This is a genomic window from Halolamina pelagica (genome assembly GCF_001307315.1).
Classification (GTDB): domain Archaea; phylum Halobacteriota; class Halobacteria; order Halobacteriales; family Haloferacaceae; genus Halolamina; species Halolamina pelagica_B.
This window is the reverse complement of the sequence record NZ_LGUC01000001.1, coordinates 205,077-228,824: the sequence shown is the minus strand read 5'-3', so window position 1 is coordinate 228,824 and position 23,748 is coordinate 205,077. Positions and strand designations below refer to the sequence as shown.

General features: G+C 68.0%; 21 protein-coding genes and 2 pseudogenes. 18 read left to right on the top strand and 5 right to left on the bottom strand.

Going from position 1 to position 23,748, the window contains the following annotated elements:
• The first annotated feature begins 13 nt into the window (after nt 1-13).
• From SY89_RS01230 to SY89_RS01220, 3 genes are all read left to right on the top strand, one after another.
• On the top strand, nt 14-1,441 hold the full coding sequence (locus tag SY89_RS01230; RefSeq protein WP_054584640.1) for an MATE family efflux transporter: 1,428 nt from the start codon (nt 14-16) through the stop codon (nt 1,439-1,441).
• 60 nt (nt 1,442-1,501) lie between these two features.
• Nucleotides 1,502-2,209 carry a hypothetical protein gene (locus SY89_RS01225; RefSeq protein WP_054582833.1) on the top strand — a complete coding sequence of 236 codons (708 nt, stop codon included), beginning with the start codon at nt 1,502-1,504 and terminating at the stop codon, nt 2,207-2,209.
• 174 nt (nt 2,210-2,383) lie between these two features.
• Complete coding sequence (locus tag SY89_RS01220; protein WP_054582832.1) at nt 2,384-3,313, top strand: phosphotransferase family protein; 930 nt, start codon at nt 2,384-2,386, stop codon at nt 3,311-3,313.
• 9 nt (nt 3,314-3,322) lie between these two features.
• On the opposite strand, the gene SY89_RS01215 is transcribed toward SY89_RS01220, so the two are convergent.
• Nucleotides 3,323-4,564 (bottom strand): trans-sulfuration enzyme family protein, encoded by a 1,242-nt coding sequence (locus SY89_RS01215; RefSeq protein WP_054582831.1) that lies wholly within the window; start codon nt 4,562-4,564, stop codon nt 3,323-3,325.
• 84 nt (nt 4,565-4,648) lie between these two features.
• Complete coding sequence (gene gatB / locus SY89_RS01210) at nt 4,649-6,136, bottom strand: Asp-tRNA(Asn)/Glu-tRNA(Gln) amidotransferase subunit GatB (protein ID WP_054582830.1); 1,488 nt, start codon at nt 6,134-6,136, stop codon at nt 4,649-4,651.
• 104 nt (nt 6,137-6,240) lie between these two features.
• Between gatB and SY89_RS01205 the strand changes: the two genes are divergently transcribed.
• Entirely contained in the window at nt 6,241-6,663 is a 423-nt protein-coding gene (locus SY89_RS01205; protein ID WP_054582829.1) for a hypothetical protein, read from the top strand.
• 20 nt (nt 6,664-6,683) lie between these two features.
• On the opposite strand, the gene SY89_RS01200 is transcribed toward SY89_RS01205, so the two are convergent.
• From SY89_RS01200 to SY89_RS01190, 3 genes and pseudogenes are all read right to left on the bottom strand, one after another.
• Nucleotides 6,684-7,448 carry an amino acid ABC transporter ATP-binding protein gene (locus SY89_RS01200; protein WP_054582828.1) on the bottom strand — a complete coding sequence of 255 codons (765 nt, stop codon included), beginning with the start codon at nt 7,446-7,448 and terminating at the stop codon, nt 6,684-6,686.
• Nucleotides 7,445-8,163 (bottom strand): annotated as a pseudogene (locus tag SY89_RS01195) (ABC transporter permease). Before SY89_RS01195 ends, SY89_RS01200 begins: the two are co-directional and overlap by 4 nt.
• A 2-nt stretch (nt 8,164-8,165) precedes the next feature.
• Entirely contained in the window at nt 8,166-9,089 is a 924-nt protein-coding gene (locus tag SY89_RS01190; protein ID WP_394325725.1) for an ABC transporter substrate-binding protein, read from the bottom strand.
• A gap of 269 nt (nt 9,090-9,358) precedes the next feature.
• Here SY89_RS01190 and SY89_RS01185 point away from each other — a divergent pair, with 269 nt between their 5' ends.
• From SY89_RS01185 to smc, 14 genes and pseudogenes are all read left to right on the top strand, one after another.
• A complete protein-coding gene (locus tag SY89_RS01185; protein ID WP_080506721.1) occupies nt 9,359-10,387 on the top strand; it encodes a monovalent cation/H+ antiporter subunit E in 1,029 nt (342 codons plus the stop codon).
• A pseudogene (locus SY89_RS15585) lies at nt 10,384-10,644 on the top strand (monovalent cation/H+ antiporter complex subunit F); the annotation flags it as partial. The gene SY89_RS01185 and the pseudogene SY89_RS15585, both read left to right, overlap by 4 nt.
• A gap of 4 nt (nt 10,645-10,648) precedes the next feature.
• Nucleotides 10,649-10,966 (top strand): monovalent cation/H(+) antiporter subunit G, encoded by a 318-nt coding sequence (gene mnhG, locus SY89_RS01180; protein WP_054582825.1) that lies wholly within the window; start codon nt 10,649-10,651, stop codon nt 10,964-10,966.
• Nucleotides 10,963-11,496, top strand: a complete 534-nt coding sequence (locus tag SY89_RS01175; RefSeq protein ID WP_054582824.1) for a DUF4040 domain-containing protein — start codon at nt 10,963-10,965, stop codon at nt 11,494-11,496. The genes mnhG and SY89_RS01175 overlap by 4 nt, the downstream gene beginning before the upstream one ends.
• Nucleotides 11,493-11,966 carry an MnhB domain-containing protein gene (locus SY89_RS01170; RefSeq protein ID WP_054582823.1) on the top strand — a complete coding sequence of 158 codons (474 nt, stop codon included), beginning with the start codon at nt 11,493-11,495 and terminating at the stop codon, nt 11,964-11,966. Before SY89_RS01175 ends, SY89_RS01170 begins: the two co-directional genes overlap by 4 nt.
• A complete protein-coding gene (locus tag SY89_RS01165; RefSeq protein WP_054582822.1) occupies nt 11,963-12,319 on the top strand; it encodes a cation:proton antiporter subunit C in 357 nt (118 codons plus the stop codon). Before SY89_RS01170 ends, SY89_RS01165 begins: the two co-directional genes overlap by 4 nt.
• Nucleotides 12,312-13,802: a monovalent cation/H+ antiporter subunit D family protein gene (locus SY89_RS01160; protein ID WP_054582821.1), complete on the top strand. Its 1,491-nt coding sequence runs from the start codon at nt 12,312-12,314 to the stop codon at nt 13,800-13,802. Before SY89_RS01165 ends, SY89_RS01160 begins: the two co-directional genes overlap by 8 nt.
• Nucleotides 13,799-15,481 carry a cation:proton antiporter gene (locus SY89_RS01155; protein WP_054582820.1) on the top strand — a complete coding sequence of 561 codons (1,683 nt, stop codon included), beginning with the start codon at nt 13,799-13,801 and terminating at the stop codon, nt 15,479-15,481. The genes SY89_RS01160 and SY89_RS01155 overlap by 4 nt, the downstream gene beginning before the upstream one ends.
• Nucleotides 15,481-17,259, top strand: a complete 1,779-nt coding sequence (locus SY89_RS01150; RefSeq protein WP_054582819.1) for a Na(+)/H(+) antiporter subunit D — start codon at nt 15,481-15,483, stop codon at nt 17,257-17,259. Before SY89_RS01155 ends, SY89_RS01150 begins: the two co-directional genes overlap by 1 nt.
• Nucleotides 17,260-17,676: 417 nt before the next feature.
• A complete protein-coding gene (locus SY89_RS01145) occupies nt 17,677-17,919 on the top strand; it encodes a thioredoxin family protein (RefSeq protein WP_054582818.1) in 243 nt (80 codons plus the stop codon).
• Nucleotides 17,920-17,923: 4 nt separating this feature from the next.
• Nucleotides 17,924-18,853: a permease gene (locus tag SY89_RS01140; protein WP_054582817.1), complete on the top strand. Its 930-nt coding sequence runs from the start codon at nt 17,924-17,926 to the stop codon at nt 18,851-18,853.
• A gap of 199 nt (nt 18,854-19,052) precedes the next feature.
• Nucleotides 19,053-19,433 carry an ArsR/SmtB family transcription factor gene (locus SY89_RS01135; RefSeq protein WP_054582816.1) on the top strand — a complete coding sequence of 127 codons (381 nt, stop codon included), beginning with the start codon at nt 19,053-19,055 and terminating at the stop codon, nt 19,431-19,433.
• Between the two features lie 291 nt (nt 19,434-19,724).
• On the top strand, nt 19,725-20,054 hold the full coding sequence (locus SY89_RS01130; protein WP_054582815.1) for a DUF7518 family protein: 330 nt from the start codon (nt 19,725-19,727) through the stop codon (nt 20,052-20,054).
• A 6-nt stretch (nt 20,055-20,060) separates the two neighbouring features.
• Nucleotides 20,061-23,648, top strand: coding sequence for a chromosome segregation protein SMC (gene smc, locus SY89_RS01125; protein WP_054582814.1), 3,588 nt, complete (start codon nt 20,061-20,063; stop codon nt 23,646-23,648).
• The last annotated feature ends 100 nt before the right edge of the window (nt 23,649-23,748 follow it).

Sequence of the window (23,748 nt, the reverse complement as noted above, 5' to 3'; positions counted from 1 at the left end):
TTCGCGCGTCGACATGACCACCGGCGCGATCACGCCGAAACTGTTCGCGCTGTCGTGGCCGCTGGTGCTGGGCAACCTCGTCCAGACGCTGTACAACCTCGCGGACATGTTCTGGGTCGGGCGCGTCAACGCGGAAGCGGTCGCCGCCGTCTCGCTGATGTTCCCCACCTCGTGGATGTTCGTCTCGGTCGCGATGGGGATCACCGCCGCCGCGGTCGCGTTGGTGTCACAGTACGTCGGCGCCGGCGAGCAGCGACAGGCCGACCACGCGGTCGGACAGACGGTGCTGCTGACGGTCGCTGTCGGCCTCCTCCTGGCGACGATCGGCTTCCTGATTCGCTACCCGCTGGTGTCGCTGATCGGCGCGCAGGGGCAGGTGTTCACCTACTCGATGGACTACCTCGAACCCATCCTCGCGGCGATCCCCTTCACCTTCCTCTTCTTCGCGTTTCGGGCCGTGCTCCGCGCCGCGGGCGACGTGCGGACGGCGATGTGGCTGGTGGTGATCTCCGCGGGCGTGAACGTGATCCTCGACCCGTTCCTGATCCTCGGCTGGACGCTCGTCGAGGGCGCGCCGATCGTCGGCACGATCACGTTCCCCGCGATGGGCGTGCGGGGCGCCGGGATCGCGACCATGATCTCCCGCGTGCTCGCGGCGCTGATCGGCCTGCTCGTCCTGCTTGACGGGCGCTGGGGCGTCCGCCTCCGGATCCCGGACCTCCGGCCGGACCGCGAGGTGCTCACGGAGCTGGTGCGCATCGGCGCGCCCGGGACGGGTGACGGGCTCGCCCGCTCCTTCGCCGCGGTGTTCTTCGCGGCGCTGGTCGCCCGGTTCGGCCCCATCGCGACGGCCGCGTACGGGATCGGGATCCGCCTGATGTCGGTCTCCTGGACCGTCTCCGGGGCCGTCGGGCAGGCCACCGCGACCGGGGTCGGGCAGAACCTCGGCGCCGACACGCCCGACCGGGCCGCGGAAGTCGCGTGGAAGGCGACCGCGGCGACGATGGCGTTCCTGTTCGCGGCGGGGGCGCTGGTGTACGCCTACCCCGCGACCGCCGTGGGCATCTTCGTCGACGAGCAGCCGGTGATCGACGCCGGCGTCGTCCTCCTGCGGATCATCGCGCCGTTCTGGGCGTTCCTCGGCGGGCTGATGGTGATTCAGGGCGGCTTCCGCGGCGCTGGCCAGACGGCACAGGCGATGGCGCTCTCGCTCGCCTCGCGCTGGCTGTTCCGGGTGCCCGTCGCCGCGTTGCTGGCGTACTACCTCGCGTGGGACGAGAACGGGCTCTGGTGGGCGATGGCGTTCTCGGGCGTGATCACGTTCGTCATCGGCGCCGCGTGGTTCAACCTCGGCAACTGGCGGGAGGGCGTCGTCGACACGGAGCCGAGCGTGGATGTCGACGAGTCGGCCGACGCCGAGGCCGTCGCTGGCGAAGACTGAGCAGGGTTCGGTCGGCGTCATCGCGCGGATTTATGTCCCGAGCGGGACGATCCGCCCCACATGCGCCCTCCAACACGACGCGAACTAACTATCGCGATCGCCCTCCTGCTGATCACGGTGCCGATCTGGGCGCCAGCACTCGACGTGACGGGCCCCGACTACCGCTACGAGGTGGCTGAACTCGCCGACGAAGACGGAAAACTTGCCATCGACCTCCCCGAGGGCGGCTACGTCGCCGATGTCCAGGGGATCGACTGCGTCGACCGCTCGTTCGACTTCCCGCGGCGCTGCCTGTACGACGGCGGCGCGATCGACGGCAACGTCACCGGGGTGAACCCCGCGATCGTCGCCGTCTCCGGGCCGTCGGCGGGCGACGAACTCACTCGCCGGGCGGCGGCCGACGAGTACGTGGTCCTCGGCGACACCGTCTACCGCCGGTCGGCAACATACGTCTCCGCCAACGAGTCCGTCGGCATGGTCGTCGAACTCGGCGCCGAGCGCGTCGACGCCGCGACGGCGCTCGACGACGTGGCACGGGACCAGCAGTACGTCTCGGCCGCCGCGAAACGAGCGGTCGAAAGCGGCTCGCTCACGACGAACGAACCGATCGCGGACGCCAACGAGGTGCTCGTGGTTGACGGTGACTACTACGTCGTCTACGAGGACTCACGGCCGAGTTCGCTCTCCGAGAAGCCCGCCGTCGAGCGCACGCTGGAGGCCCTGTCGGTCGCTGCTGGCGCGGGACTGTTGCTCCGACGCCGGCGCTGACAGGTCTCGACCGGGCCGGGGCGCCGCGAACTGACACGATCAGGCGACCTCGATCGCCGACGGACCGTATCGCTGAAGTGGCTCGACACCACGATTCTGACCGTCTTCTACGGGCTGTAGCCGCGGCTCGGACCAGCGGCTGTAGCCGGCCGTCGCACGTCACGCGACGACGCCATGACGACGGAAGCGACACTCACGACGGTTCTCGAGGAAGCGTTTGACGACTACGCGATCGACCGACGAGTCCGTGTCGGCGAGCGGAACACGGTGTACGCCGCACGCGCCGACGGACAACGGGTCGCGTGTAAACTGACAGACTGCCAGCCGGGCGTTCTGGCACGCGAGGCGCGGCTCCAGCGCGCGGTCGGCGAGTCGGCGCCGGTCGCCGTGCCCGACGTGCTCGCCTCGACGGACGGCTGTCTGGTGCTCGAGTGGCTAGACGCCGAGCCGTTCGGCGACCACCGACAGCGGGGTCCGGAACGGTTCCGTGCGGTCGGGGCGGCGCTCGCCCGGCTCCACGCGGCGACTGCGAACCGGTTCGACGGCCACGGCACGCTGGCGGTCGACGGCGACGGGCTCGCCGTCGAGGAAGGAACCGACTGGCCGACCCGATTCGCGACGTTCGTTCAGCGGTGGGCCGACGACCTCGACGGGACCTCCGACGCCGACGTGGGGGCTGCCGTCCTCGACGCGGTGATCCGGCACAGCGGCGCGTTCGCCGACGTACCGCCGGTTCTGATCCACGGCGAGGCGAGCCCCGATCACGTTCTGCTCGACGACGATACGGTCGCCCTGATCGACTGGGAACTCGGGCAGGCCGCGCCCGGCGGCTTCGACCTCGTCTGGGCGGAACGAGACCTGCTCGGTCGGCCGCTCGACGACGGGCACGCCGAGATACGGGAGGTGCTGCTGGATGGCTATCGGGAGGTACGAGCACTCGGCGACGCGTTCGACTGCCGACGCGAACTCTACCGCGCCGGCTTCGCGACCCGGGAACTCGGGCTGTGGCACGACCCGGACCGGGCGGTCGAGAACGAGCGGGAGAACCACCGCAAGCGGCTGCGGTCGTTCGTGTTCGATCGACTCGACGCGGCGGGCGACTGACTGCGAGGGTCAGTCGTCGGCGGCCGGCAGCGGCCGTTCGGAGAGCTCCCGCATCGCCGCGAAGCCGCGCTCCAGATCCGCCAGCAGGTCCTCGACGGCCTCGACGCCGACGGACATCCGGACGAGCGTGTCCGTGATCCCGAGCTCCTCGCGTTCGGCTTTCGGGATGGGCTCGTGGGTCATCCCGGCCGGGAGCTCCACGAGTGACTCCACGCCACCGAGCGAGACGGCGAGCGTGATCGTCGAGAGCGCCTCCAGGAACGCCGCGGCGTCGTCCATGTCGCCGACGAGTTCGAACGAGAGCATCCCGCCGTAGCCCGCCATCTGTTCGCTCGCGAGCTCGTGCTGTGGGTGGCTCTCCAGCCCGGGGTAGTGGACCGCCTCGACCAGCGGGTGATCGTCGAGGAACGCCGCGATCTCCCGGGCGCTGGCCTCGTGCTGGCGCATCCGCATCGGGAGCGTCTTCGTCCCGCGGAGGGTCATGTAGGCGTCGAACGGGGCCATCGCGTTCCCCAGGAGCACGCGCTGGAGGTGGTAACACTCCTCGGCCAGGTCGTCGTCGTCCATCACGAGCGCGCCGCCGATGGAGTCGGAGTGGCCGTTGAGATACTTCGTCGTGCTGTGGGCGACGATATCCGCGCCCAGCTCGAGCGGGTTCTGCAGCGCCGGCGAGCAGAACGTGTTGTCCACCGCGAAGGCGGCGTCGCCGGCCGCGGCCACGTCGGCGATGGCCGCCAGGTCACAGAGCCGCAGGAGGGGGTTCGTCGGCGTCTCCATGTACACCAGTTCGGTCTCGGGTCGCATCGCGTCGGCGACGTTGTCCGTGTCGGTGGCGTCGACAAACGACACGTCGACGGCCAGCCGGTCGCGGAACAGCGTTTCGAGCATCCGCCGGGTGCCGGCGTAGAGGTCGTCGAAGGCGACGACGTGGTCGCCGGGCGTCAGCGTCGCGAAAAACAGCGTCGAGATCGCGGCGGTGCCCGAGGCGAACGCGAGCCCGTGGTCGCCACCCTCCAGCGCCGCCAGGCGCTGCTCGACCGCGTGGCGCGTCGGGTTCGAGAGCCGGCCGTAGAGGAACTCGCCGGCGTCGGGGTCGGCCTCGTCGAGCTTGAACTCCGAGTCGATGCCCGGAACGGCGTACGTCGAGGCCAGGTGGATGGGCGAAACGACGTCGCCGGCGCCGGTCTCCTCGGGATGCTCTCCCCACGAGACGGCCCGGGTCGGGAACCGATGGTCGTCACGGTCTACCATACACACGGGTCGGCGGAAAACCCGATAAACCTTGTCGTAAGGCGGTAATACGGCCGTACGGAAGGAATTACTGTGGTGTATCCGTCAGGGCGCGAGCTCCTCACGTAGCAGCTGATTCACCTGCCCCGGGTCCGCGGAGCCGCCGGTTTTCCCCATCACCTGCCCGACGAGGTAGTTCAGCGCGCCGTCGTCGCCGGACTCGTAGTCCGCGACGGCGTCGGGGTTCTCCTCGATCGCCGCCGCGACGGCCTGCTCGACCTCGCCGCCGCTGGCTTTTCCGAGGTCTTCGGCCTCGATGATCGCCTCGGGGCTTTCGCCCTCGTCGAGCATCCGGCGCAGCACGACCTCCTCGGCGTTCTTCGCGGTGAGTTCGTCCTCCGCGACCAGCCGGATCACGTGCTCGATCTCGTCGAGCCGGTCCGTGATGTCGGCGATCTTCATGTCGCGGTAGTTGAGCTCGCCGAGGAGGTTGTCGGCGACCCACGTCGCCGCGAGGCCGGGGTCGAACTCCTCGGCCAGCTCCTCGTACAGGTCGGCGACGGATTTCCGGGAGGTGAGCTTCGAGGCAGCCTCCTCGTTCAGCCCGTACACTTCCCGGAAGCGCTCGCGGCGGGCGTCGGGCAGCTCCGGGATCGGGATGCGCTCCTTCCAGTCGGAGACCTGCAGCGGCGGGAGGTCGGCCTCGCGGAAGTAGCGGTAGTCCTTCTCTTCCTCCTTCGAGCGCATCGAGACGGTGACGCCGCGGTTCTCGTCCCAGTGGCGGGTCTCCTGCTCGACCTCGCGGCCGCGCTTGACCGCGTTCTTCTGCCGCGTCACCTCGTAGGCCAGCGCCTGCTCGGCGCCCTTGTGGCTGGAGATGTTCTTGACCTCGGTGCGGTTGGCGTCCTCGAGCGTCGCCTCGTCGATCGCGCCGTCGTCGTCGATCTCGTCGGCGGGCACGAGCGAGATGTTGGCGTCGACGCGCAGGCTGCCGTCCCGGGTGGCGTCGAACACGCCGAGGTACTCGAGCACCTCCTCCAGCTTCGCGAGGAACGCCCGGGTCTCGGCGGGCGAGCGGAAGTCCGGCCGGGTGACGATCTCCATCAGCGGCGTGCCGGCGCGGTTGTAGTTGACCAGCGTGTAGTCGGCGGTGTCGATGTTGCCGCCCTGGTGCTGGATGCTGCCGGGGTCCTCCTCCAAGTGGGCGCGCCGGACGCCGATCGTGCGGCGCTCGCCCTCGACGCGAACGTCGAGTTCGCCGTCGGCACAGATCGGCGCGTCGTACTGGGTGAGCTGGAACCCCTTCGGCAGGTCGGGGTAGAAGTAGTTCTTCCGGTGGAACGTGGTCTCCTCGGGGATATCGGCGTCGAGGGCCTTCCCGATCTTGACCGCCGACTCGACGGCGGCCTCGTTCAGCACCGGTAGCGCACCCGGCAGCCCCAAACAGACGGGGCAGGTGCGGCTGTTGGGCTCCTCGTCGTCGGCGGCGTCCGTCGAGCAGTTACAGAAGATCTTCGTGTCAGTCTCCAGTTGGACGTGGACCTCCAGCCCGATGACGGCCGCGAGCTCCCGGTCCGCGAGCGCCTGACTCATTACTTCCCGATTCCGTCGGTTCGAGGTTAAGCGTGTCGGGAACGCGCGGACCGCGTACGCCGGCGCCGGTAGCTATTTTCGCCCGCGGCGCGACCCACCGGCGTATGCACCGTCGGCAGTTCCTCGCGTCGCTCGCAAGCGGTGGTGTGTTCCTCTCGGCCGGCTGTGTCGCCCCGGGCGCGGAGCCCGGGCCGTTCGACTTCGCGATCGTCAACTTCCGCGATCAGCCCCACCACGTCACGTTCTCCCTCCAGCACGGCGGCGAGACGCTCGTCGACGGCGCCGTCGACGTGGCTGCTCGCCCACCCGAAGGGGAGTACTCGGTCCTGCGGTTCGTCGACCTCGCCCGCGTCACGAACGGCGACACCGTCGACGCCCAGATCACGGTCGACGGCGAGCCGTTCAGCACGTCCTACGAGGTCACGTGCAACCGCAGCCAGGACGCGAGCAACGAACTCTACTTCCGGATGCGGAACCCGGCATCGGCGACCGGGTCGGGGATGGCGTTCGCCGGCGACGACTGCTGAGCGCGCCCCGGGCGCGACGCTCAGTACACCAGTTCGCCGGAGATGAACTTCCGGGTGCGCTCGTCGGTCGGGTGCTCGAAGATCCTCTCCGTGGGGCCGATCTCGGTGAACCCGTCGCCGAGCAGCACGCCGACGCGGTCGGCGACGCGCTCGGCCTGGTGCATGTCGTGCGTCGCGACGACGACGCCGATGCCGCGGTCACGGGCCTCGGCGACTGCGTCCTCGATCAACCCCGTGTTCCGCGGGTCGAGATCGGAGGTCGGCTCGTCGAGCAGGAGGTAGTCGGGCTCGTAGGCGAGCGCCCGCGCGAAAGAGACACGCTGGGCCTCGCCGCCGGAGAGCGAGTCGGCCGGCTGGTCGACCTTGTCCCGGAGGCCGACGATTTCGAGGGCGTCCTCGACGGCCGCGGCCGGCTCCGTCCCGCCGACGAGCCCGCGGAGCTGGTCGCGCAGTCGCTCGTCCCAGCCCTGGCGGACGCGCAGTCCGTACTCGACGTTCCGCGCGACGGAAGCGTCGAACAGGCTGGCCTCCTGGAACACCATCCCGACCTGGCGACGGAGCGCGAGCCGTTCGTCCTCGTCGACGCCCCACACCGCCTTGCCGTCGAGTTCGACGCGTCCCTCGTCGGGGTCGAGAAACAGCGCGAGGATCCGCAGGAGCGTCGTCTTCCCGACCCCGGAGGGGCCGATGATGCCGACGACCTCGCCGGGCTGGACCGAGAGCGACACGTCGTCGACGACCTGTTCCTCGCCGTAGCTCTGGGAGACGTTCGACAGGCGGATCATCGGTTCATCGACCCCTCGTCACCGAATCGAACCACGATGGCGTTGACTGTCAACACGAGCACGACCAGGACCGCGCCGAGGACCATCGCCGTGTCGTACTGCCCCTGTCGGGCCTCGAGTTGGATCGCGGTCGTCAGGGTCCGCGTTTTCGAGATCCCGTCGGCGCTCGTGATGTTCCCCCGACGATCAGCACCGATCCGACCTCGCTGATCGCGCGGCCGAAGCCCGCGAGAACCGCGGTCGCGATGCCGTAGCGCGCCTCCTTGATCACGACCAGCGCCACGTCGAGGCGCGTCCCGCCGAGGGCACGCGCGGCGTCGCGGACGCTCTCGTCGACGCCGGTGATCGCGGCGAGGCTGATCGCGGTGATCGGCGGCGTCGCGAGCACGAACTGCGAGATGATCATCGCCTCCTTGGTGAAGATGAGGTTCATCGCGCCGAGGGGGCCCTGATTGGAGACCGCAAAGAGGACGAGCAGCCCGACGACGACGCTGGGAAACCCCATCCCGGTGTTGATGACCGACTTCACGAACTGTTTGCCGGGGAACTCGGCGAACCCCATCAGGAGCGCGACGGGGATGCTGAACAGCGTGCTCAGCGCCACCGCGATCACGCTCACGTACAGCGAGACGTAGATAATGCTCCGGACGTACCCCTGCTCGAACGGCAGGTCGACGAACAGCGGGAACAGCGGTGCGACCGGATCGAACGGCACGCTTACTCGTCGGCGGAGTCGCTACTCCAACCTTCCGGAACGTACTGCTGGAAGTTCGGGTCCTCCGAGACCGCCTCGGGGTAGAACAGCTGTTCGCCGTTCATCTGGTAGTCCGAAATCGCGTCCTGCGCACCGGGGCTGGTGATCCAGCCGATGTACGCCATCGCGAGGTCGTAGTTCGCGTTCTCGTGGACGCCAGGGTTGACCGCCATGATCCCGTAGGGGTTCGCGAGGATCTCCGGCCCGTCCTCGATCGGCCCCTGGACGAGGATCGTGAGGTCGATCTCCGAGCGCTGGGAGATGAACGTCCCGCGGTCAGAGAGGGTGTAGGCGCTCTGCTGGTTCGCGACGTTGAGTGCCTCACCCATTCCGGTGCCGGTCTCCTGGTACCAGTCGCCGCCGGGGTCGGTGCCCGCGGCGTCCCAGAGGTTCAGCTCCTTGGTGTGGGTGCCGGAGTTGTCGCCCCGGGAGACGAACGTCGCCTCGGCCTCGGCGATCGTCGTCAGCGCCTCCGTCGCCGACTCCATCCCTTCGATCCCCGCCGGATCGTCCGCGGGGCCGACGATGACGAAGTCGTTGAACATCAGGTCGCGACGGTTGATCCCGTAGCCGTTGCGCATGAACTCGTCTTCGAGCCCCCGGGCGTGGACCATCACCACGTCCGAGTCGCCGTTCCGCGCCGACTCCAGTGCGGCGCCAGTTCCCTGGGCGACGGCGTCGACGGTGACGCCGTACATCTCCTCGAAGTCCCCGTGGATCTCGTCCAACAGCCCGGTGTCGTAGGTACTCGTCGTCGTCGTGAGCGTCAGCGTCTCACCGGCGACGCCGGCGCTGCCCTCGGAGTCCGATCCACTGAGCTGTGTGCAGCCAGCCGTACTCGCGATCGCGGCGAGGCCGACTCCCTGCAGAAACTTTCGGCGTTGCATCGTATCCGGCATAACGCCCGCTAGGCAAAAGTGTTCGCTTCCCGGAGTAACCCTAAACCGTTACGCAACCTCCGTATATTGCGGTTTCGGCGGTATGCGATGCAGTGAGCGGTTGCATCGAACGGCCATCGCGATCTGACCTTGGCTGCTTGCGGCGACGGCCCCATCCGGAGTAAGAACTCCTATAAAGCGCCTCTGCAAACCAATTCCCGACCGATGTCACTCGATCTCGTTCGTCCGGTTGGTCGCCCGCCGGTGGGGTGGTCACCGTGACTGAGCCGCGGCTGCTCGTTCCCGTCGACGAGTCGGCCAGCCTCCGGAACACGGTCGCCTACGCCGTCGATGAGGCGATCTCCCGCGCCGGCGAGGAGAGGGAGCCGGCGACGATCCACTTCGTCTTCCCGCTGGCCGAACGGATCTCTTTCCGGAACAGTTCGTCCCGGGCCGACGCCGCTCGGACCCTCCTCGACCGTGTCGCGTCGTGGGCCGAGGAGGACGCCAAGGGCGCGGACATCACTATCGAGACCGCGCTCGTGGCGACCCACGAGTACCTCTCGACGCCGAACGACTACGCCGACGTGCTCGTGCGCTACGCCAACGAGCACGACCTCGGGCTGGCGGTGTTCGACCCCCGCTACGACCCGATCGGCTCGACGCCGCTGCTCCCCTCGCTGGAGGCGGAGGTGCGCCGGGCCGGGCTCACCGTCGAGGAGGCGCCGCGCGACGCCGAGCAGCCCTCCCAGCCGCTGGTCCGACGCGGAACGCTCACGCAGTTCTTCGCGCTGTTTGCGGCCTCGTTCGGCTTCTACCTGCTGCTCGCTGGGTCGGTCGCGCCGTTCGAACTCGCGACCGGCGCGATCAGCGCGGGCATCGTCGCCGTCGCGCTGTGGCGGGTGTCGCTCACCTCGCCGGTCGCGCCGCTGCAGACCGTCAAACGGCTCGCACGGTTCTGTCTGTACGTCCCGTTCCTGCTCTGGGAGATCGTGAAGGCCAACGTCGAGATCGCGTACATCGTGCTCCACCCCGACCTGCCGATCGACCCCGAGATGGTGGAGTTCGACGCCGCGGTCTGGTCGGCGCTGCCGGTGACGACGCTGGCCAACAGCATCACGCTCACGCCCGGGACGCTCACCGTCGACGTGGAGCGCCAGCACCTGATCATTCACACGCTTACGGGGAGCGCACGCGAGGACCTGTTCGCGGGCACGCTCGAACGCGCGGTCCGGTTCGTGTTCTACGGCCGCGCCGCCGCCCGGATTCCCAGCCCGTTCGAGCGCCGCGAGGAGGACGACGCATGATCCAGCAGGTCCTGCTGGGCGCGGCGACGGTGTTCATCCTCGTCTCGCTGGTGGGGGTGTACCGCGCGATCGTCGGGCCGACGACGCCCGACCGCGTGATCGCGATCAACTTCATCGGTTCGAACGTGGTGATCGTGATCGCGCTGATCGCGGCCGCGATCGGCGAACCCGGCGCGCTCGACATCGCGCTGGTGTACGCGCTGCTGAACTTCCTGCTCAGCATCTCCATCTCGAAGTTCCAGGTCGAACGCGGGGGGTGCTATGACGCCCCGCGAGATCGCCGTGGTGGTGCTGGTCGCCGGCGGCGCCTTCTTCGCCATCGTCGCCGCCGTCGGGCTGGTCCGCCTGCCCGACGTATACGCGCGGGCCCACAGCACCTCCAAGAGCGAGACGCTGGGGGCCGTGCTCACGCTGGGGGCCGTCGCCGCCAGCTACGGGATCGGCTTCAACACGCTGAAAGTGCTGCTCCTGCTGCTCTTTATGTTCCTGACGAACCCGACTGCCGCCCACGCGATCACCCGGGCGGCGCACGAACTGGGCATCGAACCGTGGACCGGCGACGAGGGGGACGAGCCATGACGCCGCTCGAACTCTCCGTGCTCGCGCTGATCGTCGGCGCCGCGTTCGCGACGGCCGCGCTGAAGAGCGTGCTGAACTCGGTCGTCGCCTTCGGCGCCTACAGCCTCTCGATCGCGATCATCTGGGTGTTCCTCCGGGCGCCCGACGTGGGGCTGACGGAGGCCGCCGTCGGGGCCGGCATCATGACCGTCCTCTTCCTGCTGACGATCGTGAAAACCGAACATCCCGAGGTGGAACGGACGTTCGAGCGGATCGACCTGCAGGCGGCCGGGGTGGCGCTGGCGCTGGTCGTCGTGCTGTCGTCGACGCTGTTCGCCCTGCCCGCGGTGGGCGACGCGAACGCGGCGGTCGCCGACGACGAGGTGACCGAGTACTACCTCGAGAACGCCTACGAGGAGACCCACGTGAAGAACGCGGTGACGGCCGTGCTCGCGGCCTACCGCGGCTTCGACACCATGGGGGAGGCCGCGGTGGTCTACTCCGCCGGCGTCGGACTGCTTGTCGTCCTCAACAGGGAGGTGTTCGGATGAGCGACAGTGACCGACGGGTCGCCCGCGGCGGCCCGTACGTCGGCAGCCCGATCATCATGGCCACGGTGCGGGTGGTGATGCCGTTCGTGTTCACGTTCGGCCTGTTCGTGATGTTCCACGGCGCGGACTCCTCCGGCGGCGGCTTCCAGGGCGGCGTCATCGTCGGCACCGTCGTCCTGATGCTGGGGATCGCCTTCGGCATCGAGTCGACGCGGGACTGGATCGGCCCACGCCTGCCGGTCGCACTCGTCGGCGTCGGCGTGCTCGCGTTCCTGTTCACCGGGATCGGGAGCGTGCTCCTCGGCGCCGGCTTCCTCGAGTACGCGGTGTACGGCGATCTCGGGATCCCCCACGCCAGCAAGTACGGGATCGAGTTCGTCGAGCTCGCGATCGGCGTGATCGTCGCCGGCATCGTCACCGGGCTCTTCTTCGCCATCGCGGCGGGGACAACTGGGGGTGAGTCGGCGTGATCGACCTGCTGGCCACCCGGGGCTACTTCCTCGTTGCCTTCCTGCTGATGGGCGTGGGGACGTACATGCTGATCGGCAGCCCGAACCTGATCAAGAAGGTGATCGGGATGAACGTGTTCCAGACGGGGATCTTCCTCTTTTTCATCACCTCGGCGTTCGTCGAGGGGGCGAGCCCGCCCCTGCTGTCGGCGCCGGAACCGTACGTCAGCCCGCTGCCGCACGTGTTGATCCTGACCGCCATCGTCGTCGGGGTCAGCCTCACCGCGGTGGCGCTGGGGCTGATCGTCCGCATCTACGACGAGTACGGCTCGCTCCGCGAGAGCGAGATCCGGGAGGTGGCCGCCGATGAGTAGCCTCCCCGCGCTCCTGGTGGCGGCGCCGCTGCTGGGTTCGGTGCTGGCGTTGCTGGCTGGCCTGGTCCGCTCGAAGACGGGCTGGCCGGTCGCGCTCGTGACTGCGGCCGTGCAGGTCGTCGGCGCCGGCGTGCTCGCGTCGCGGGCGTTCGACTCGACGGTCAGCTACGTCGTCGGTGGCTTCACTGCCCCGTTCGGCATCGAACTGGTCGTCGACGGGCTGTCGGCGACGATCGCGCTGCTGGTCGCCGTGGTCTCGCTGGCGGTGCTCGCGTACTCGCGGGCGGCGGGCCCGCGAACGAACGCGTTCTACGCCGTCTACCTGCTGCTCGTCGCCGGGCTGACCGGGATGAGCATCACCGGCGACGTGTTCAACATGTACGTGTTCCTCGAGATCACGGGGCTCGCCGCGTACGCGCTGGTCGCGAGCGGCGAGGGTGGGCGCTCGGCCCGCGCGGCGCTGAAGTACCTGATCGTGGGCACCATCGGCGCCAGCCTGTTCCTGCTCGGGATCGGCTACGCGTTCATCGCGACCGGGACGCTGAACATGGCCGACCTCTCGACGCAGTTGGCCGCGGTCGGCTACACCGAACCGCTGGTGCAGGCGGCGTTCGCGCTGCTGGTCGTCGGCCTGTTCGTGAAGGTCGCGGTGTTCCCGCTGCACGCCTGGCAGCCCGACGCCTACGCCGGCTCCCCGGACTCGGTGAGCGCGCTGATCTCGGCGCTGGTGTCGACGGTCGCCGCCTACGCGCTGATCCGCATCGTGTTCACGGTGTTCACCGTCGAGTTCCTGCAGGCGAACCCTGCCGCGCGCTCCCTGCTCGTCGCGGGAGCGGTCGTCAGCATCGTGTTCGGGAGCGTGCTGGCGGTCTCGCAGACCGAGATCAAGCGGATGCTCGCGTACTCCTCGGTCTCGCAGTTCGGCCTCGTCGTCGGCGCCATCGCCGTCGCCAACGAGACGGCGCTGATCGGCGCCACGATCCACCTGGTCGGCCACGCGGTGATGAAGGGCGGGCTGTTCCTCACCGCCGGCCTCATCGCCACCGCCACGGGCGCCCGGACCGTCGACGAGTACGAGGGGCTGATCCAGCGACACCCCCTCGGCGCCGGCGTGTTCGGCCTGCTCGCGCTGGCGATGGTCGGCGTCCCGCCGGCGGTCGGCTTCGTCGGCAAGTGGTACATCGCCCTCGGCGCCGTCGAGGCGTCGGCGTGGCCGCTCGCGGTGGTGATCCTGTTGAGTACGCTGCTGACGCTCGCGTACTTCGCGCGGATCCTCGAACGGATGTTCTTCCGTGACGCGAGCGAGGAGCCTCGCTCCTCGGAGCGTCCGGCGGCGTCCGACGGCGGCGTCGCCGTCGACGGCGTCTCGGTCGGCATGATCGGCGTCGTCGTCGCCGCGGCGCTCGCGGCGGTCGTCCTCGGCACCCTCGCTTTCGAGTACGGACAGCTCCTCGAACCGACGGTTCAGGCACTACTCTCATGACGGAGATAACCTCACTCAGACCTCTCGCAGCGGTGCTCGTCCCGGCAGTCGCGATCGTCCCGATCCTCGCCTCCCGCGGGCGCCCGAACGTCCGCGAGGGCTGGACGGTGGCCGCCGCGCTGTCGGCGCTCGGCGTCGTCGCCAGCATGGTGCCGGGCGTGCTCGGGGGCGACACGTACGTCAGTCGCGTCGGTACGCTCGTCCCCGGCGTCGAGTTCGCGGTGCAGGCCGACGCGCTGGGCGTGCTGTTCGGCCTGCTCGCCAGTCTGCTGTGGGTGGTGACGAGCTTCTACAGCATCGGCTACATGCGCGGCCTCGACGAACACGACCAGACGCGCTACTTCGCGGCCTTCGCGGGCAGCGTCGCGGCGGCGCTCGGCGTCGCGTTCGCGTCGAACCTGCTCGTGCTGTTCGTGTTCTACGAACTGCTCACGGTCGCCACCTACCCCCTCGTCAGTCACGACGAGACCGACGAGGCCCGCGCCGCCGGCCGGAAGTACCTCACCTACACGTTCGGCGGCGGCGTCGCGGTGCTCGCGGGCTCGGTGCTCGTCTACCTGCTCGCGGGCACGACCGCGTTCGCGCCGGGCGGCATCGCCGAACTCGCGAGCGCCGACCCGATGCTCGCGCGGGCGGCGTTCGCCCTGCTGATCACCGGCTTCGGCGTGAAGGCGGCGCTGATGCCGCTGCACTCCTGGCTCCCCGACGCGATGGTGGCGCCGACGCCGGTGTCGGGGCTGCTGCACGCGGTGGCGGTCGTGAAGTCCGGCGTGTTCGGCATCGCGCGGGTGATCCTCGAGGTGTTCGGCCCGGTGAACGTCGCCGACATCGGGATGGGGCTGCCGCTGGCGGCGGTCGCCGCGTTCACGCTCGTCACCGCGAGCGTGATCGCGCTCCGGCAGGACAACCTCAAGCGCCGGCTGGCGTTCTCGACGGTGAGCCAGCTCTCCTACATCGTGCTCGGGCTGGCCGTCGGCGCCGCCGTCGCGCCGGGCCAGGCGTCGGCGTACGCGCTCGTCGGCGGGCTGCTCCACATCCCCGCCCACGCGTTCATGAAGCTCACCCTGTTCTTCTGTGCGGGCGCGATCCACGTCGAGACCCACACCGACGACATCAGCGACATGGCGGGCATCGGCACGCGGATGCCGCTCACCATGACCGCCTTCGGGATCGCCGCCTTGGGGATGGCCGGCATCCCCTTGATCGCCGGCTTCGTGAGCAAGTACTTCCTGCTGATCGGCACCGTTTCGGCTGGCCAGCTCGTGTTCACGGCCGCCCTGCTGGTCTCGGGCGTCCTCAACATCGCCTACTTCTGGCCCATCGTCTACGCCGCCTTCTTCGAGTCGCCGGGCGAGGCGGACTCGAAACCGCTCGTCGAGGGACCCCTCGGCGGTCGCTTCGGCGACGACGAACTGGCGACCGACGGCGGCGATGCTGACGCCGACGGTGAACACGACGAACACGGCTACGCCGACGATCACGAGGGCGACCACGGCCACGGCCACCACGGCGCCTGGGAGGCTCGCGGCTGGCTCGGCGGCGAGTCGACGTGGTTCATGCTCGGCCCGATCCTGTTCGCGGCCACGGGCTCGATCGTGCTCGGGATCCTCCCCGACACGGCGGTGTTCCTCAGGATCGTCCGACACATCGTCGCCGCGGTCACGGGGGTGAGCGTCTGATGGAGCCGATCGTCCCGCCGTTCGTTCCGGTGATCGTCGCCGCGCTGTTGCTGCCGTTCCTCGGGCGGAAAGCCGGCCACGCGCTGGCGGCCGTCCTCACGGGCGCCGTCGTGCCGTACGTCTGGCTCGTCGACGCGGGCGCGCACTTCACCGAGTTCAACCTCTTCGGGTTCGAGACGGTGATCTTCAACGTCGATCCGTTCTCGACGCTGATGGGGCTGATCTTCGCGTTCATCGGCGCCGTGGGCGTGCTGTACTCCTACTACAGTGAGGCCGCGCCGATCCAGACGGCGTTTGCGCTCTCCTACGTCGCGAGCAGTCTGGGCGCCGTCTTCGGCGGCGACTGGCTCACGCTCATCTTCTTCTGGGAGCTGATGGCCGTCACCAGCACGCTGCTGGTCTGGCACTACGGCGGCAAAGCGGTGCGGGCGGGCTTCCGCTACGCCGTGCTCCACGGCATCGGCGGCACGCTGTTTTTGGGCGCCGTGATCTGGCACTTCGCGGAAACCGGCACGTTCCTCTTCGCGAGCGTGCCCGGCGGCCCCGAGACCGCGGGACTGGCCGGCTCCGTCGCCCCCGTGCTGGCGGCGCTGGGCGTCGGCGTCAACGTCGGCTTCGTCGGCCTGCACGCGTGGCTGCCCGACACGTACCCGCGCCCGCACATCGCGGCCAGCGTGTTCCTCTGTGTGTACACCACCAAAACCGGGGTGTACGGCATGTACCGCGTGTTCCCGCAGGACGGCAACGTCGCCGTCGCCTACATGGGCGGGATCATGGCCGTCTTCGGCGCGACGATGGCGCTGTTCCAGAACGACATGCGCCGGCTCCTCTCCTACCACATCCAGTCGCAGGTGGGGTACATGATCGCCGGCGTCGGTATCGGCTCCGCGCTGGCCCAGGCCGGCGCGTTCGCCCACGTGTTCAACCACATCCTCTACAAGGGGCTGCTGTTCATGACCGCCGGCGTCGTCGTCTACCGCACCGGCGAGGAGAGCCTGAAGAAGCTGGGCGGGCTCGCCCGCGAGATGCCGATCACCGCGGGAGCGTTCACCGTCGCCGCGCTCTCGATCGCCGGCTTCCCCGGCTTCAACGGCTTCGTGAGCAAGGGGATCGTGATCTCGGCGAGCCACTACGACTTCGTGAAGGGGCCGATCCACGTCGGCGAGTTCTACACGCTCGAACTGCTCCTGCTGATCGGTGGCGTCGGCACGTTCATGTCGTTCATCAAGTTCGGCTACTACGCCTTCTTCCACGGCGAGTACGACGGCGACGTGAAGGACGCCAACCGCGGCCAGTCGGTGGCGATGGTGCTCGTCGCGGCGCTGTGTGTGTACTACGGCGTCTTCGACGGCGCGCTGTTCGGCCTCCTGCCGTTCGACGTGACCGACGAGGCGGTCGTCTCTCACGTGTACCACACCTACACCGTCCCCCACGTCATCGAGGGCGTCGCGCTCGCGGTACTGGGGCTGGTCGGCTTCGCGCTCGTGAAGAAGCCGCTTTCGGGGCTGGGGAAAGTGCCCGACGTGGACAGCCTCTACAACCCCGGCACGCTGTACGGCACCCGCACGCTCGTGGTCGCCGTGACCGAACTGTACGCCCGCGTCGACGACGCCGCGGTCGCGCTGGCGAAGCGCTCGGTCCGGACGGTCAAGAACCCGGACGCGGCCATCGCTCGGGTGACCGGTCGCGAACAGGTGACGACGAAAGCCGGCATCGACCGCAGCCTGCTGCTCGTGCTGGCGGTGCTGGTGGCGGCGCTGGCGCTACTGCTGACCTAGCGGCTCCTCTTTTCACCCCGTCGCGGACGGCTCGGCAGTCTGTCGCCAGCGCGGCCGTCGGTCGGGGCAGAAGTCGAGGGCTCGACGGGCGGGTTGTGAGTTCCTCCTACATCGACTATAGTCGGTTCGATTGGGCGGCGATCCGCGCTCCAGTCAGTTCACGGTACTATCGATACCGGTATAGGCGTCTAAGACCGCCGAAACGACTGTTCTGGGTTGTTCATGTGGCTCCCTTCGAGAGGCTCCGACATATACGGATCGGAGATTATCGAAACGTACTAGTGTCGAACCGAGAATTGTCGATACGAATGGCGGCTCGAAAGCCTGGCGAGACCGTGACCGTCTCGGGTTGAACGAGCTCGTTCGCCCGTGGTCGGGCCGGCGCGTCGCCGGCGGCAGGGCGGCCGGAGGACCACAATGAAGATCACGATCTACGGACCAGACGGTTGTAGCAACTGTGCGAACCTGAAAGAGAAGACGCAGAACGTCGTCGACGAGCACGGGTTCGACGCCGACGTCGAGAAAGAGGGCGACACCGTGACGCTCGCCGAGAAGGGTATCATGTCGACGCCCGGGTTCGAAATCGACGACGAGATGGTGTTCACTGGGTCGAACCCACCTGAAGCCGAGCTGAAAGCGTACATCGAGGAGCGCCTGTAACAGGATGGTGTTCGAGCAGGTCGCGACCTGGGTCGTCGATGCGCTCGGCCTTACCGGAGCACCCAGAGCAGCAGTCCACTTCTGGGTGTACGACACGCTGAAAATCGTCACGCTGCTGGTGGCGGTGATCTACGGCGTGGGCTACCTCCGGACGTACTTCCCACCGGAGAAGATTCGAGAGTACCTCCAGGGGAAGCGGGCGATCACCGGCTATCTCCTCGCCGCGGTGCTCGGCATCGTCTCGCCGTTCTGTTCGTGCTCGACGATCCCGATATTCCTCGGGATGGTCGGTGCGGGGATTCCCTTCGGGGTCACCATGACGTTCCTCGCTGTCTCCCCGATGATCAACGAGGCCGCGCTCGTCGTTCTCCCGGGCGTCGTCGGGCTCGAACTGACGCTACTGTACGCCGTAAGCGGTATCAGTATCGGCATGACGAGCGGGTACGTTCTGAAGAAGGCCGGCTTCGAGAAGTACATTCGAGAGTTCGATTTCGGCGACTCGGACGTCGACGTCGACGAGCCGACGCAGCGGGAACGTGCACGACAGGCGTACGCTGAAGCGAAAGACATCATCACTGAGATACTCCCGTACGTTGTCGTCGGCGTCGGACTCGGCGCGGTCATCCACGGCTTCGTTCCGCAGTCGATCGTGACCGACTACCTGTCCGGCCCGCTCGGCGTCTTCGGCGCGGTCGCCGTCGGTGTACCGATCTACACGAACATCCTCGGCGTCATCCCGGTCGTCGAGTCGCTGATCGGGAAGGGGCTCCCCGTCGGGACCGGACTCGCGTTCATGATGTCGGTCGCAGCGCTCTCGCTCCCGCAGTTCATGATCCTGAAGAAGGTGATGAAGAAGGAGCTCATCGCGGCGTTCGCGGCGACGGTCGCGACGGGCATCGTGGTCATCGGGCTCCTGTTCAACCTGCTGCTGTAAGACCGCAGATCGGCCATGGCGTTCCGTTGGACCGAACTCGGCTTCGTCTGCCCGGCCGATCCGCGTCAAACCGAACATCACCGATTTATTCATCGAGGACGTTCCACATCACAGTGTCAAACACGTCGACGGGTAGTTTCCGCGTAGCCGGAACAGGAACGTCCCGACAGACACGAACGGAGAGACAACCGAAGGAGATATGACCGACTCAGTACCCGAATCGACGCGACAGACGTTGGACCGATTGTACGAGAACCCGGAGACCCGACTGACGTCGCTGTTCGAACTCGCCCCGGACGACGAACAGGTGGACGGCCAGCTCACGATGTTCAAGGCGCTGGCGAACCAACACCGAATCAGGATCCTCGAAGCCCTCAGGGACGGCGAACTCTGTGCGTGTGAGTTACAGGTCGTTCTCGATGCGCCACAGTCGACGGTCGCCAGTCACCTCCGGGAGCTCAAGGATGCCGGCCTCGTCAAGACACGTCGGCAGGGGAAGTGGACCTACTACCGCATCGGCGACACGGCCGTCCTGCAGTTGCTCGATATCGCGGACGCACTGACAGGCGACACCGTATAGTCCGGGAGGGTCGTGCCGATCCTACTCGGGGGGCTCCACTCGACGCCGGATTCCCTACCGGACCGCGTTTCTCGGAGCGCTCGTCGAGGGCGGAAACCGGGGCCGGAAACGGTCTCCACCGTGGGCCGGGAACGTCCGCCCCGACAGGCGTCGAACCGGGTGAGGGTACCGGTAGAAACGTGGATCGTCGATCTCTCACCGCCGGTATCCAGCTCGCTATCCCGTCATGCGATTTATAAACTGCCTACCGCTCGCCCGTGCCTTTATACAGGTGGCCTCGGTAATCCGCCCATGAGCAACCGAGCGGACGATCTCGAGTCACAAGTCGCCGAGCTACAGGCCGCGATCGACGGGCTGACCGAGGAACTGGTCGAGACCAAAGAGCGGGTCCGCCAACTCGAAGAGACGACCGAGGATCTGGAGACTGAGGCGAACGAGCCGACTCGCGCCGGCGCCGACGGCCGCACCACCGCCGAGGAGCAGGCGCAGGCACGGGGTACCGACGAGCGCCGTGATGCCGAGTTCGTGGCCAGCGACGGGGTCGACGAGCAACCCCCCGCCGAGGAGGTCGAGGCGGAGGACGACTCCGACGACGACGGCGACGACATCATCGTCGCGTAAGGCCGCATGCACATTCAGGAACTCGTTCTGAACGACTTCAAGAGCTTCGGGCGCGAGACCCACATCCCGTTCTACGAGGACTTCACCGTCATCACGGGCCCGAACGGCTCCGGGAAATCCAACATCATCGACGGCGTCCTGTTCGCGCTGGGGCTGGCCCGCACCAGAGGCATCCGCGCCGAGAAGCTGACCGACCTGATCTACAACCCCGGCGGCGAGGGCAGTGAGCAGTCCGGGCCGCGGGAGGCGTCGGTGACGGTCGTGTTGGACAACTCCGACGGCACGCTCTCACGCTCGCAGGTGACCACCGCCGCCGGGAGCGAGAACGTCGGCGACGTCGACGAGATCACCGTCAAGCGCCGGGTAAAGGAGACCGAGGACAACTACTACTCCTACTACTACCTCAACGGCCGGTCGACGAACCTCTCGGACATCCAGGACCTGCTGGCCCAGGCCGGCATCACGCCGGAGGGGTACAACGTCGTCATGCAGGGCGACGTGACCGAGATCATCAACATGACCCCCTACCAGCGGCGGGGGATCATCGACGAGATCGCCGGCGTCGCCGAGTTCGACGAGAAGAAAGCCTCCGCCCGCGAGGAGTTGGCGGTCGTCGAGGACCGCATCCACGAGGCCGACCTCCGGATCGAGGAGAAGGAGAACCGCCTCGAACAGCTGGCCGACGAACGGGAGACCGCCCTCGAGTACCAGGAGCTCCGCGACGAGCGCGAGGAGTACGAGGGCTACCTCCGGGCGGCCGAACTCGAGGACAAGCGCGCCGACCTCGACCGCACCGAGGCGAAGATCGAGTCCGCCGAGGACGACCTCGCGGAGAAACACGCCGCGCTCGACGAGGCCGAGGGGAAGCTCTCGCGGCTGGAGGACGAACTCGACGAGCTCGACGCCGAGATCGAGCGCACCGGCGAGGACGAACAGCTCCGGGTCAAAAGCGAGATCGAGGAGGTCAAAGGCGAGATCGCCCGGCTCGAGGACCGCATCGAGGCCAACGAGGAGCGCATCGAGGAGGCCGAGGCCGAACGCCGGAGCGCGTTCGTCGACATCGACCGGAAGGAGGAGGAGATCGAGGAGCTCGACGACGAGATCCGGGACCTGAAAGTCGAGAAGGCGAACGTCAAAAGCGACATCGTCTCGAAGGAGACCGAACTCGAGGAAGTCGAAACCGAGATCGAGAACGTCGACACCGCGTTCGACGAGCTCAAGGCAGAACTCGAACACGAGAAGGAGGCCCTGGAGTCGCTGCGCGAGGCGAAAAACGAGAAACAGCGCGAGAAAGACCGCCTGCTCGACGAGGCGCGGCGGCGCTCGAACCGCGTCAGCGACCGCGAGGACGAACTCGAGGAGGTCCGCGCGTCGCTGCCGGATCTCCGCGCGCGGGTGTCGAACCTCCACTCGGAGCTGGACAAAGCCGAGAAGAACGAGTCCAAAGCCGAGTCGATGGTCGAGGAGCTCAAGGGGCGCAAGGGGGAGCTCAACGGCGACCTCTCGGAGATCGACGAGGAGCTGCGCGAACTCCGCAACGAGTACGCCGAACTCGAAGCCAAGGCCAGCGACACCGGCGACAGCTCCTGGCCCCGCGCGGTGACGACGATCAAGAACGCGGGGATGAGCGGCGTCCACGGGCCCGTGGGCGAACTCGCCTCCGTCCCGCGGGAGTACGCGGAGGCGTGTGAGACCGCCGCGGGTGGCCGGCTCGCCAACGTCGTCGTCGACGACGACGGCGTCGGCTCCTCCTGTATCGACTACCTGAAGTCCCGCAACGCGGGCCGGGCGACGTTCCTCCCGATGACGGAGATGGACGACCGTCGCCTGCCCACCGAACCGAACGACCCCGGCGTCGTCGGCTTCGCCCGCGACCTCGTCGACTACGACAGCCGTTACGCGGGGATCTTCTCGTACGTCCTCGGCTCCACGCTGGTCGTCGAGGATATGGAGACCGCCCGCCACTTCATGGGCGACTACCGGATGGTGACTCTCGACGGCGACCTCGTCGAGAAATCCGGCGCCATGACCGGCGGCTCCGGCGGCGGCTCGCGGTACTCGTTCTCGAAATCCGGCGGCGGCCGGCTGGAGCGGTTGGCCGAGCAGATCCACGACCTCGAGGAGGAGCGCCAGTCGATCCGGGACGACCTCGAGGGGGTCGAGAGCGACCTGACCGACGCGCGGGGGCGCAAGAGCGCGGCCGCGGAGAAAGTTCGCGAGATCGAGGCCGACATCGAGTCCGCCGAGGCGGACGTCGAGGACGCCGAGAGCCGCGTCGAGGAGCTCCAGGCGGAGCTGGCCGACCTCCGCGAGGAGCGCGAGGAAGTCGACGCCCAGATGACCGAACTCGACGAGGCGATCGCCGACCTCGACGAGCGAATCGCGGCCGCGGAGGAGTCGATCGCGGAGATCGAGGCCGAGATGGCCGACTCGAAGATCCCCGAACTCTCCGCCCGGGCCGAGGAGATCCGCGAGGAGATCGACGACCTGCAGGACCGCAGCGACGACCTCGACGCCGAGATCGCCGACCGCCGGCGCGAGAAGGAGTACGCCGAGGCGTCCCTCGAGGATCTCCACGACACCGTCGAGTCGACCCAGAACCGCAAGGCCGAACTCGAAGACGATATCGAGCAGTTCGAGGCGGAGATCGAGGAGAAGGAGGCGGCGCTCGATGAAAAACACGAGAAAGTCGCCGAACTCGAGGAGCAGCTCGCCGAGCTCAAGGCGGAACGTGAGGAGCTCAAAACCGAGGTCCGGGAGGCCCGCAACGAGCGCAACGACCGGAAGGACGAGGCCGACCGCGTCGAGAACCGCCTCGACTCGTTGAAGCGCAGCGCGGTCGCGCTCAGCGAGGAGATCTCCGAACTCGAGAGTCAGGTCGGCGAGTACGACGCCGACGAGATCCCGGACCACGACGAGGTGGAGGCCGAGATCGAGCGCCTCACCGCGGCGATGGAGGCGCTCGAGCCGGTGAACATGCTCGCCATCGACGAGTACGACGAGGTCGAATCGGACCTCGACGAGCTCACCGACCAGCGCGAGGTGCTGGTCGAGGAACGCGACGGGATCGAGGAGCGCATCGAGGGGTTCGAACAGCAGAAGGTCCAGACGTTCATGGATGCCTTCGAGGCGATCGACGAGCAGTTCCAGCGCATCTTCTCGCGGCTCTCGGACGGCACCGGGGAACTGGTGCTCGAAGACCCCGAGAACCCGTTCGAGGAGGGGCTGACGATGAAGGCCCAGCCCGCGGACAAGCCCGTCCAGCGGCTCGACGCGATGAGCGGCGGGGAGAAGTCGCTGACCGCGCTGGCCTTTATCTTCGCGATCCAGCGGCACAACCCCGCGCCGTTTTACGCGCTGGACGAGATCGACGCGTTCCTCGACGCGGTCAACGCCGAACGCGTCGGCGAGATGGTCGACGATCTCGCCGGCGAGGCGCAGTTCGTCGTCGTCAGCCACCGCTCGGCGCTGCTCGATCGCTCCGAGCGCGCCATCGGCGTCACGATGCAGGAGAACAACGTCTCCGCCGTCACGGGGATCGACCTCGCGACGGGCGAGACGCCGGAGGCGGAGGTGCCGACCGACGATGATTAGCGAGCGAGGTTGGAACGCGCAGGGCGGGAACACGAGAGGCGGGAACACGCGAGGCGGGAAAACGCGAGGGAGCGCCGCGACCGAGCGGGAAACCGCCTCG

Excerpts from the sequence above, each read along its gene's own strand:
- SY89_RS01205 (WP_054582829.1), top strand. The coding sequence starts at position 6,241 with ATGCACCGTCGGCAGTTCCTCGCGTCGCTCGCAAGCGGTGGTGTGTTC.
- SY89_RS01215 (WP_054582831.1), bottom strand. The coding sequence starts at position 4,564 with ATGGTAGACCGTGACGACCATCGGTTCCCGACCCGGGCCGTCTCGTGG.
- SY89_RS01175 (WP_054582824.1), top strand. The coding sequence starts at position 10,963 with ATGACGCCGCTCGAACTCTCCGTGCTCGCGCTGATCGTCGGCGCCGCG.
- SY89_RS01130 (WP_054582815.1), top strand. The coding sequence starts at position 19,725 with ATGAGCAACCGAGCGGACGATCTCGAGTCACAAGTCGCCGAGCTACAG.
- mnhG (WP_054582825.1), top strand. The coding sequence starts at position 10,649 with ATGACGCCCCGCGAGATCGCCGTGGTGGTGCTGGTCGCCGGCGGCGCC.
- SY89_RS01170 (WP_054582823.1), top strand. The coding sequence starts at position 11,493 with ATGAGCGACAGTGACCGACGGGTCGCCCGCGGCGGCCCGTACGTCGGC.
- SY89_RS01230 (WP_054584640.1), top strand. The coding sequence starts at position 14 with ATGACCACCGGCGCGATCACGCCGAAACTGTTCGCGCTGTCGTGGCCG.
- smc (WP_054582814.1), top strand. The coding sequence starts at position 20,061 with ATGCACATTCAGGAACTCGTTCTGAACGACTTCAAGAGCTTCGGGCGC.
- SY89_RS01155 (WP_054582820.1), top strand. The coding sequence starts at position 13,799 with ATGACGGAGATAACCTCACTCAGACCTCTCGCAGCGGTGCTCGTCCCG.
- SY89_RS01150 (WP_054582819.1), top strand. The coding sequence starts at position 15,481 with ATGGAGCCGATCGTCCCGCCGTTCGTTCCGGTGATCGTCGCCGCGCTG.
- gatB (WP_054582830.1), bottom strand. The coding sequence starts at position 6,136 with ATGAGTCAGGCGCTCGCGGACCGGGAGCTCGCGGCCGTCATCGGGCTG.
- SY89_RS01145 (WP_054582818.1), top strand. The coding sequence starts at position 17,677 with ATGAAGATCACGATCTACGGACCAGACGGTTGTAGCAACTGTGCGAAC.
- SY89_RS01220 (WP_054582832.1), top strand. The coding sequence starts at position 2,384 with ATGACGACGGAAGCGACACTCACGACGGTTCTCGAGGAAGCGTTTGAC.
- SY89_RS01225 (WP_054582833.1), top strand. The coding sequence starts at position 1,502 with ATGCGCCCTCCAACACGACGCGAACTAACTATCGCGATCGCCCTCCTG.
- SY89_RS01135 (WP_054582816.1), top strand. The coding sequence starts at position 19,053 with ATGACCGACTCAGTACCCGAATCGACGCGACAGACGTTGGACCGATTG.
- SY89_RS01200 (WP_054582828.1), bottom strand. The coding sequence starts at position 7,448 with ATGATCCGCCTGTCGAACGTCTCCCAGAGCTACGGCGAGGAACAGGTC.
- SY89_RS01190 (WP_394325725.1), bottom strand. The coding sequence starts at position 9,089 with ATGCAACGCCGAAAGTTTCTGCAGGGAGTCGGCCTCGCCGCGATCGCG.
- SY89_RS01160 (WP_054582821.1), top strand. The coding sequence starts at position 12,312 with ATGAGTAGCCTCCCCGCGCTCCTGGTGGCGGCGCCGCTGCTGGGTTCG.
- SY89_RS01140 (WP_054582817.1), top strand. The coding sequence starts at position 17,924 with ATGGTGTTCGAGCAGGTCGCGACCTGGGTCGTCGATGCGCTCGGCCTT.